Below are 9,175 nucleotides of genomic sequence, written 5' to 3'. Positions count from 1 at the left end.
CCCCCCCGCCCGTACAGGCTGAGGCTCCGAGCAGGGCGAGAGCGGTTCCGGCCGCGAGTACCAGGCGACGCACGAGGTGTCCTCCGATGGGGTGGGGTGCGGACGGGGCCGCCGCACGGCGTGCACTGTGCCTTGGGGCAACGTCCTGCGGGCTTTCTTACTCACCCGACGGGTGTCCTGTCCAGTCCCGGGCCCGGGTCGGTGCCATCTCGTTCGACTTCGCGGTGCCGGGCGCGGGAGCCGGGACATCCGTCAGCCCGGGACTTCTGCCTGCTTTTGGCCTCCTGAAGTGTTTTATGTCCGTTCTCGGCGTTTCGTCTGGTTATTGCCAATGGAGAGGAGTAAAACCCATGGTAGCCAGTTGAATGCTCTGTGTATTTCCGGGGGGTGTGCGGTGGTGTCGGAGACGCGAAGGCACGCGAACGGACTGCGGTGGGGAACGCTCGCAACGGCGCCCCTGCTGGTCACCGTCATCCTGGCCGTCCCCGGGGCGAGGGCTGACGGGGTGAGCACCGGCGGAGGCGTCGTGCACGTGGCCAACCTGCCCAGGCCGGCGGGGCTGGACGGCGCAGCGTCCTACAACTCCGACCTGGCCTTCAGCGGCGACTACGCCATCGGCGGCAACTACGACGGCTTCGTCGTCTACGACATCTCCGACCCGGAGAACCCGAGCCGGGTGTCCACGGTCGTGTGCCCCGGGAGCCAGGGCGACGTGTCGGTCAGCGGTGACCTGCTCTACCTCTCGGTGGACTACCCGCGAGCCAGCAGCGAGTGCGGCGCGGCCACGGTGCCGGCCACCGATCCGGACGGTTTCGAGGGGATCCGGATCTTCGACATCTCCGACAAGGCCAACCCGCGGTACGTGTCGGCGGTGCGCACCGACTGCGGTTCGCACACCAACACCCTGGTGCCGGGCGAGGACGGCGAGCGAGACTACGTGTACGTCTCCTCCTACTCGCCCTCGGAGGACTTCCCCAACTGCCAGCCGCCGCACGACAGGATCTCCGTCGTGGAGGTGCCGCTGGCGGACCCGGCCTCGGCCCGGGTGGTCAGCGAGCCGGTGCTGCTGCCGGACGGCGGCCACGGGACCACCACCGGCTGCCACGACATCACCGCCTACCCCGAGCGGGACCTGGCCGCCGCGGCCTGCCTGGGGGACGGCCTGCTGCTCGACATCTCCGACCCGGTGAACCCGGTCGTCACCGAGGTGGTCCGGGACGAGAACTTCGCGTTCTGGCACTCGGCGACCTTCACCAACGACGCCCGCACCGTGGTCTTCACCGACGAACTCGGCGGCGGACACGCGGCCACCTGTGACGCCGGAACGGGGCCCGAACGGGGGGCCAACGCGGTCTACTCGCTGGACCAGAGCGGGGCGGAGCCGAAGCTCGAATTTCGGAGCTACTACAAACTGCCTCGTCACCAGGCCGAAACTGAGAACTGTGTGGCGCACAATGGCTCTCTGATCCCGGTGCCCGGCCAGGACTACTTCGTGCAGTCCTGGTACCAGGGCGGCGTCTCGGTCATCGACCTCAACGACCCGGCCGCCCCCGGGGAGATCGGCCACTTCGACCGCGGCCCCTGGAACCCCGACGCCCTGACGACGGCGGGCTCCTGGTCGGCCTACTACTACAACGGGTACGTCTACTCCTCCGACATCAGGCGCGGGCTCGACGTGCTCCGGCTCACCGACCCGCGCCTGGCGGGGGCCGAGGAGGTGCGGATGGAGGAGTTCAACCCGCAGTCGCAGCCGTCCACGCCCTCCGGCTGAACCGTCGGCCGCGGCGCGCCGGAGCCCTCCGGTGCGCCGCGAGGCACCCGTGGTTAGGCGCCTTGTTTAGTCGAATCGGGCCAAACGGACACCGTGTTAAGAACAAGGTTTCTTTTGTCTCCCCCTATGCATATAGATGTTGAACTGTGTACCTTCTTCCTGTTTCGCTCCAATCAGAATCAGGAGTACACAGGATGGCGTCATCCCCCCCGACCCCCACCTCCCGGCGCGCCAGACGCGGACTGACCGGAGTCTCCCTCGCCGGAGCTGCGGTGCTCATGGTCGGACTCCTCGGCCCGGCCTCGGCCGCGGCGGACGACGAGTTCGCCAGTGACGCCGACACCAGTGCCAACATCACCCATGTGACCAACGTCCCGAAGACCGAGGCCATGAGTGACTTCAACTCCGACCTCGCCTTCAGCGGCGACTACGCCATCGGCGGCAACTACAACGGCTTCGTCGTCTACGACATCTCCGAGCCGCAGGAGCCGCAGGTCGTCTCCGAGGTCCTGTGCCCCGGTGGACAGGGCGACGTGTCGGTGAGCGGTGACCTGCTCTACTTCTCGGTGGACTACCCCCGGGCGGGCACCGAGTGCGGTGCCCCCTCGGTGCCGACCACCGACCCGGACGGTTTCGAGGGGATCCGGATCTTCGACATCTCCGACAAGGCCAACCCGCGGTACGTGTCGGCGGTGCGCACCGACTGCGGTTCGCACACCAACACCCTGGTGCCGGGCAAGGACGGCGAGCACGAGTACGTGTACGTCTCCTCCTACTCGCCCTCGGACCGCTTCCCGAACTGCCAGCCGCCCCACGACAAGATCTCCGTCATCGAGATCCCCGTCGACGAACCGTCCGAGGCCAAGGTCATCGACACCCCGGTGCTCTTCCCCGACGGCGGCAACACCGGCACCGCGGGCTGCCACGACATCACCGTCTACGCCGAGCGCGACATCGCCGCGGGCGCCTGCATGGGTGACGGCGTGCTGATGGACATCTCCGACCCGGCCGCGCCGGTCGTCACCGAGGTGGTCCAGGACGACAACTTCGCGTTCTGGCACTCGGCGACCTTCACCAACAACGGCCGGACCGTGCTGTTCACCGACGAACTCGGCGGCGGTGGCGGCGCCACCTGCAACGAGGAGATCGGCTCCAAGCGCGGCGCCAACGCCATCTACGCCATCGGCGGCGGCCAGGACTCGCCCGACCTGGAGTTCGAGGGCTACTACAAGCTGCCCCGTCACCAGGCCGACACCGAGAACTGCGTCGCGCACAACGGCTCCCTGATCCCCGTGCCCGGCCAGGACTACTTCGTGCAGTCCTGGTACCAGGGCGGCGTCTCGGTGATCGACTTCAACGATCCTGCCAACCCCCGGGAGATCGGACACTTCGACCGCGGCCCGATCAGCGAGGACGCCCTCGTCCTGGGCGGCTCCTGGTCGGCCTACTACTACAACGGATACGTCTACTCCTCCGACATCACCCGCGGGCTCGACGTCCTGAAGCTGGAGGACCCCCGGTTCCGGGTGGCCGAGCAGGTGCGGATGGACGAGTTCAACCCCCAGTCCCAGCCCGAGTACCGGCCGGGCCGCGGCAACGGCCGCTGACCGCACGGGCGCCCCGGGCCCCTAGGGAAACCGGGACGCCCGCCCGAACGCCGCCCGGCCCGTGGCCGGGTGGCGATCGACCGGGGCCGCGGCCGTGTACGCCGCGGCCCCGGCGCGTCCACCCCCACCCCCTAGTGCACACAGGAGAACCCATGCCCGCACCTCCCGCAGCACCACGGGCCAGGAAGGCGCTGCGGCGCACCGCGGCCCTCGCGTCCGCCGCGGCCGCGTCCCTGCTCCTCGGGCTCCTCGGCCCGGCCGCCGCCCAGGCGGACGAGGCGCCCGCCGAAGACATCCACAGCGACAACATCACCCACGTCGCCCACACGCCCAAGCCCTCGGCCGTGCGCAACGTCAACTCCGACCTGGCCTTCAGCGGCGACTACGCCATCGGCGGCAACTACGACGGCTTCGTCGTCTACGACATCTCCGAGCCGGAGGAGCCGCAGGTCGTCTCCGAGGTCCTGTGCCCCGGTGGACAGGGCGACGTGTCGGTGAGCGGTGACCTGCTCTACTTCTCGGTGGACTACCCCCGGGCGGGCACCGAGTGCGGTGCCCCCTCGGTGCCGGCCACCGATCCGGACGGTTTCGAGGGGATCCGGATCTTCGACATCTCCGACAAGGCCAACCCGCGGTACGTGTCGGCGGTGCGCACCGACTGCGGTTCGCACACCAACACCCTGGTGCCGAGCAAGACCGGCGACAGCGACCTGATCTACGTGTCGTCGTACTCGCCCTCGGAGGCCTTCCCGAACTGCCAGCCGCCGCACGACAAGATCTCCGTCATCGAGGTGCCGCACGAGGCGCCCGAGGAGGCCGCGGTCGTCAACGAGCCGGTCCTGTTCCCCGAGGGCGGCAACCACGAACAGAACGGGCTGCTGCTGCCCACCCAGGGCTGCCACGACATCACCGTCTACGCCGAGCGCGACATCGCCGCGGGCGCCTGCATGGGCGACGGCGTGCTGATGGACATCTCCGACCCGGTGAACCCGGTCGTCACCGAGGTGGTCCGGGACGAGAACTTCGCGTTCTGGCACTCGGCGACCTTCACCAACGACGCCCGCACCGTGCTGTTCACCGACGAACTCGGCGGCGGCGGCGCTCCGACCTGCACCGAGGAGGTCGGACCCCGGCGCGGGGCCGACGCGATCTACGAGGTGGGCGGCGGCGACTCGCCGGAACTGGACTTCGCCGGCTACTTCAAGATCGACCGGCACCAGGGCGACCAGGTGTGCGTGGCGCACAACGGCTCCCTGATCCCGGTGCCCGGCCAGGACTACTTCGTGCAGTCCTGGTACCAGGGCGGCGTCTCGGTGATCGACTTCAACGACCCGGGCGCCCCGAGCGAGATCGGCTTCTTCGACGTGGACTCCCGCGTCGAGGAGGGCGTGCAGGACAACGACACCTGGTCGACGTACTACTACAACGGCTACGTGTACTCGTCCGACATCGAACGCGGCCTGGACGTGCTGCGGATCGACGACCCGCGAGTGCGCGCGGCCGAGCGGGTACGGATGGAGGAGTTCAACCCGCAGAGTCAGGAGAGCTACCGGCCGGGACGGCGCTGACGGCGGGTAGGGGCTGACGGGCTCGCCGAGCCCACGACACGTGCGGGGGCGGTGCCGAGGCACCGCCCCCGTCTCCTGCGTCATGGCCCGCTCCTGCGCGATGGCCCCGGTTCGTGTCCGGCCACCGGGCGCCGTACACGAACCGGAGGCAGGAGCGACGGGAGTTCTCCACAGGGTCGGGAGAGCGCTTCCTGGCCGGGTCCAGACACCGTAAGCTCGATTCCGGGGGGCCCGCGCCCCGGCGCCGGGGAATCCCGAACCCCCGTATCCGAGTGTCCAGCGCCGGTGCCCGGCGCGGCCAGGGCCTCCTCCCCCCTGTGGACGACGCGGGCGGTCGGGGACCGCGCGGCCGCGCGGTCTCAGCCGAAGAGCCGGTCGGTGGGGGCGTCCACGGCCTCCAGGACCCGACCGGTGAAGTAGACCGTGCCCAGGGCCAGCACCCGTTCGCCGAGTGCGCGCAGGGCCGCGGGGGACAGGTCCGCGGCGTCCATGCGGCCCCAGCGGTCCGGCAGGGCGTACTCGAAGCGCAAGTGGGCCTCGGGCAGGCGCACGGCGGTCACGGGCAGGTCGCCCAGGGCCTCCACCGCCCCCGACACGTCCTTGTGGTCGGGCAGGCACAGCAGCACGTGGTCCACTCCGCCCCACAGCCCGCGGGCGTGGGCCAGGGCGGCGGCGACCCCGTTGCGGTCGATGGCCGAGTCCACGAGGACCTCGGCCTCCGGCGCGGTGCCGCCCCCCACCGGGCCGCCGCCGGACGTCCCTCCGAGACGGCCGGACGCTCCACCCGCCCCTGCTGGCACGGCGTGGCGGGACAGCCTCCCCGGCAGCCGGACGGTGCCCAGCACGGCGTGCAGCCGCTCCCGGTCCAGGGGTGGGCGGCCCAGGTGGTCCAGCATCCGCGCGGCCACCGCCGTCCCCAGCACCCCCGAGGCCGCGGACAGCCCCGGCGGGCGCAGCCCCGGCGGCGGCTCCGCCCCCGGCCGGTCCGGATCGACCACCTCGGCCCGCACCCGGCCCCCGGTGGTCTCGGCCAGGGCGGCGTCGGCCGCGGCGGCCGCCTCCGCGGTCTGCGGCAGGCGCACCAGCGCGCGGGTACGCTCCCCGGTCACCCGCGCCTTCTCCCTGGCGATCTGCGCCACGGTGTCGCCGAGGACGCCCACGTGCTCGGCGAAGACCCTGCCCAGGGCGACGACCTCCGGGCCGACCAGGCGCAGCTCGTCGCGGTGACCGCCCATCCCGGCCTCCAGCACGCACACGTCGGCGCCCACCTCGCGGGCGCGCAGCAGGCCCGCCACCAGGAACAGCCCGCTCGGCGCCAGGTAGCCGCCCGACTCCTCCACCGACGAGAGCTCCCGGCGGGCGGCGGCGATCCGCTCGCCCAGCGCGTCCAGTTCGCCGCCGGCCACCGACGTCCCGTCCACCCGTACGCGCTCGCGGTAGGAGCGGAAGCTCGGCCCGGTGACCAGCACCGTGCGCAGCCCGGCCGAGGACAGCGCCGCGGCCGCCGTGGTCGCGGTGCTCCCCTTGCCCTTGGAACCCACCACCCCCAGCACCGGCGGGCGCCCGGCGTCCAGGTCCAGCACGCGCATCAGCGCCGCCGCGCGCTCCAGGCTCCGGGTCTGACCGGGGCGGCGCTGCGCCCACTCGTAGAAGAAGGGGTCAAGGCTTGGCATGGTCCCAGTATGGTCTGCGCGACACAGGCCGCCGGTTCCTTTACCCGGGGACCGTGCCCAGGTGGGGGCGCGTAGACTGGCGCGGGTGTACACCCCGAACACACGAGACACCGAGACACCGTGAGCGAAGCCAGCGCCGAGCGGCGCTACGCAGAGGTGACCGCGGAGATCCTCTCCCGAGCGCCCGAGTCCGACATCGATCCTCGACTGGACCGGGTCCGTACCCTGCTGGACCTCCTGGGCGACCCGCACCGCAACTTCCGGGCCGTCCACGTCACCGGCACCAACGGCAAGACCTCCACCGCCCGCATGATCGACGCGCTCATGCGCGGGCGGGGTCTTCGCGTGGGCCGCTACACCAGTCCGCACCTGCGCACCGTGCGCGAACGCATCGTCATCGACGGGGAGCCCGTATCCCGGGAGCGGTTCGTCGAGGCCTACGACGACATCCGCCCCTACGTCGAGATGGCCGACTCGATCAACGACGCACCGCTGTCGTTCTTCGAGATCCTCACGGTGATGGCCTACGCCGTCTTCGCCGACGCCCCCGTGGACGTGGCCGTCGTCGAGGTCGGCATGGGCGGCCGCTGGGACGCCACCAACGTCATCGACGGCGACGTCGCCGTGGTGACCCCCATCGGGATCGACCACACCGAGTACCTGCCCGACACGGTGGAGGGCATCGCCGAGGAGAAGGCGGGCATCATCAAGCCCGACTCCGTGGCGGTCCTGGCCCAGCAGCCGCTGCCCGCCGCCGAGGCCCTGGTCCGCAACGCCGCGGAGGTCGGGGCCCGGGTGGCCAGGGAGGGGCTGGAGTTCGGCGTCACCTCCCGCGAGGTCGCCGTCGGCGGGCAGCAGATCGCCCTCAAGGGCCTCACCGGCAGCTACGAGAACCTGTTCCTGCCCCTGTTCGGGGCGCACCAGGCCGGGAACGCCGCCGTGGCCGTGGCCGCGATCGAGGCGTTCGCCTCCTCCGGTGACGACGCCGGGGGCCTGGACCCCGCGATCGTCGCCGAGGCCCTCGCGGGAGTGGACTCCCCGGGCCGCATGGAGGTCGTGCGCACCAGCCCGACCATCATCGCCGACGCGGCGCACAACCCGGCCGGAATGACCGCCACCGCGGCGGCCGTGGAGGAGGCCTTCACCTTCTCCCGGCTTGTCGGGGTGGTCGCGATCATGGCCGACAAGGACGTCGAGGGGATCCTCGAACCCCTCGAACCACTGCTCGACGAGATCGTCGTCACCCGTAACTCCTCCCCGCGTTCACTCGAACCGGAGCGGCTGTCCAACGTCGCCCAGCACGTCTTCGGTGAGGAACGCGTGCACGTGGAGCCCCGACTCGACGACGCCATCGACCGGGCGGTGGGCCTGGCCGAGGAAGGCGGGGAGTTCGGCGGCACCGGTGTACTGGTCACCGGATCGGTCGTCACCGCCGGTGACGCGGTCCACCTGTTGCGCGGCGCGCAGGAGTGACGGGCCAGGTCTACTACGAAGGGAGCCCGCCGTGCGTGTAGTCTGCGCCGTCATCCTGGTGTTCGAGGTCATCGTGATCGGCCTCTTCATCCCCGTCGCCGTCTCCCTGGAGGGGATGGATCCGGCCCTGGCCGGGAGTCTGTGGGGCGGGATGGCCGTCGCCGCCCTCGTGCTCTCCGGGCTCCAGAAGCACCGCTGGGCGCACTACGCGGCCTGGGCGCTGCAGGCCGCCTTCCTGTTCACCTCCTTCCTGGTCTCCGGGGCGGTGCTGATCGCCGTGGTGTTCGTCTCCCTGTGGGTGACCGGCGTCATCATGGGCCGCCGCACCGACGAGATGAAGGCCGCCCACCTGGCCCGCGCCGAGGCGGAGGCCGCCGGGCGGGGCGAGGACGCAGGGTCCTCCGCGCCCACGCGCCAAACGCGATAGTGTGACGCAGGTCCGGGCGGGCGGCCCGGGGAGAACCCTCCTCCTGCGGCCCCCGCACCTGTGACCCATCACCCGATTCCTCCGCGTGCGGCCGCTGCCGTGGGCGGGTGCCCACGTGCGCCACGCGGAGCCCCAGTGAGGAGTTGACACGCACGTGGAGCGCACTCTCGTTCTCATCAAGCCGGACGGCGTCCGCCGCAACATCGTCGGCGAGGTCATCTCGCGCATCGAGCGCAAGGGCCTGAAGCTGGTCGCCATGGAGCTGCGCACGCTCGACGCCGAGACCGCCAAGACGCACTACGAGGAGCACGCCGAGCGCCCGTTCTTCGGCTCGCTCGTCGAGTTCATCACCGGCGGCCCCCTCGTGGCCATGGTGGTCGAGGGCGAGCGCGCGGTGGAGGCGTTCCGCGCCCTGGCCGGAGCCACCGACCCGGTGACCGCCGCCCCCGGCACCATCCGCGGCGACTTCGCGCTGGAGGTGCAGCAGAACATCGTGCACGGCTCGGACTCCACCTACTCCGCCGAGCGCGAGATCAAGCTCTTCTTCCCCGACCTGTAGGGGAGACGGCACGGCCGCGGGCCCCTCGGCATGTGGGACCCGCGGCCACGGGCGACTTCGGTCGGTTCGTCCGCCGACGAGGCAACAATTCGGTGTG

The 9,175-nt window shown here is 71.2% G+C and carries 7 protein-coding genes; 6 read left to right on the top strand and 1 reads right to left on the bottom strand.

Going from position 1 to position 9,175, the window contains the following annotated elements:
• The first annotated feature begins 394 nt into the window (after window positions 1-394).
• The 3 genes from ABD54_RS11605 (at window position 395) to ABD54_RS11595 (ending at window position 4,946) form a co-directional block, all read left to right on the top strand.
• Window positions 395-1,771, top strand: a complete 1,377-nt coding sequence (locus ABD54_RS11605) for an LVIVD repeat-containing protein (protein ID WP_047869470.1) — start codon at window positions 395-397, stop codon at window positions 1,769-1,771.
• Between the two features lie 194 nt (window positions 1,772-1,965).
• A complete protein-coding gene (locus ABD54_RS11600; protein WP_047869469.1) occupies window positions 1,966-3,378 on the top strand; it encodes a hypothetical protein in 1,413 nt (470 codons plus the stop codon).
• Between the two features lie 152 nt (window positions 3,379-3,530).
• Window positions 3,531-4,946, top strand: a complete 1,416-nt coding sequence (locus ABD54_RS11595; RefSeq protein ID WP_047869468.1) for an LVIVD repeat-containing protein — start codon at window positions 3,531-3,533, stop codon at window positions 4,944-4,946.
• 359 nt (window positions 4,947-5,305) lie between these two features.
• Here ABD54_RS11595 and ABD54_RS11590 read toward each other — a convergent pair whose 3' ends face one another.
• The gene (locus ABD54_RS11590; RefSeq protein WP_047869467.1) at window positions 5,306-6,619 is read right to left on the bottom strand and encodes a folylpolyglutamate synthase; all 1,314 of its coding nucleotides are present in this window, start codon (window positions 6,617-6,619) and stop codon (window positions 5,306-5,308) included.
• Window positions 6,620-6,739: 120 nt separating this feature from the next.
• On the opposite strand from ABD54_RS11590, the gene ABD54_RS11585 reads away from it, so the two are divergent.
• The 3 genes from ABD54_RS11585 (at window position 6,740) to ndk (ending at window position 9,078) form a co-directional block, all read left to right on the top strand.
• Window positions 6,740-8,092: a folylpolyglutamate synthase/dihydrofolate synthase family protein gene (locus tag ABD54_RS11585; protein ID WP_047869466.1), complete on the top strand. Its 1,353-nt coding sequence runs from the start codon at window positions 6,740-6,742 to the stop codon at window positions 8,090-8,092.
• A gap of 31 nt (window positions 8,093-8,123) precedes the next feature.
• Window positions 8,124-8,519: a DUF4233 domain-containing protein gene (locus tag ABD54_RS11580; protein WP_047869465.1), complete on the top strand. Its 396-nt coding sequence runs from the start codon at window positions 8,124-8,126 to the stop codon at window positions 8,517-8,519.
• Between the two features lie 154 nt (window positions 8,520-8,673).
• On the top strand, window positions 8,674-9,078 hold the full coding sequence (ndk, locus tag ABD54_RS11575) for a nucleoside-diphosphate kinase (protein WP_047869464.1): 405 nt from the start codon (window positions 8,674-8,676) through the stop codon (window positions 9,076-9,078).
• Window positions 9,079-9,175: the final 97 nt, after the last annotated feature.

The sequence above is a fragment of the Nocardiopsis sp. RV163 genome (genome assembly GCF_001029525.1).
GTDB lineage: Bacteria > Actinomycetota > Actinomycetes > Streptosporangiales > Streptosporangiaceae > Nocardiopsis > Nocardiopsis dassonvillei.
This window is presented reverse-complemented; position numbering and strand designations above follow the sequence as displayed.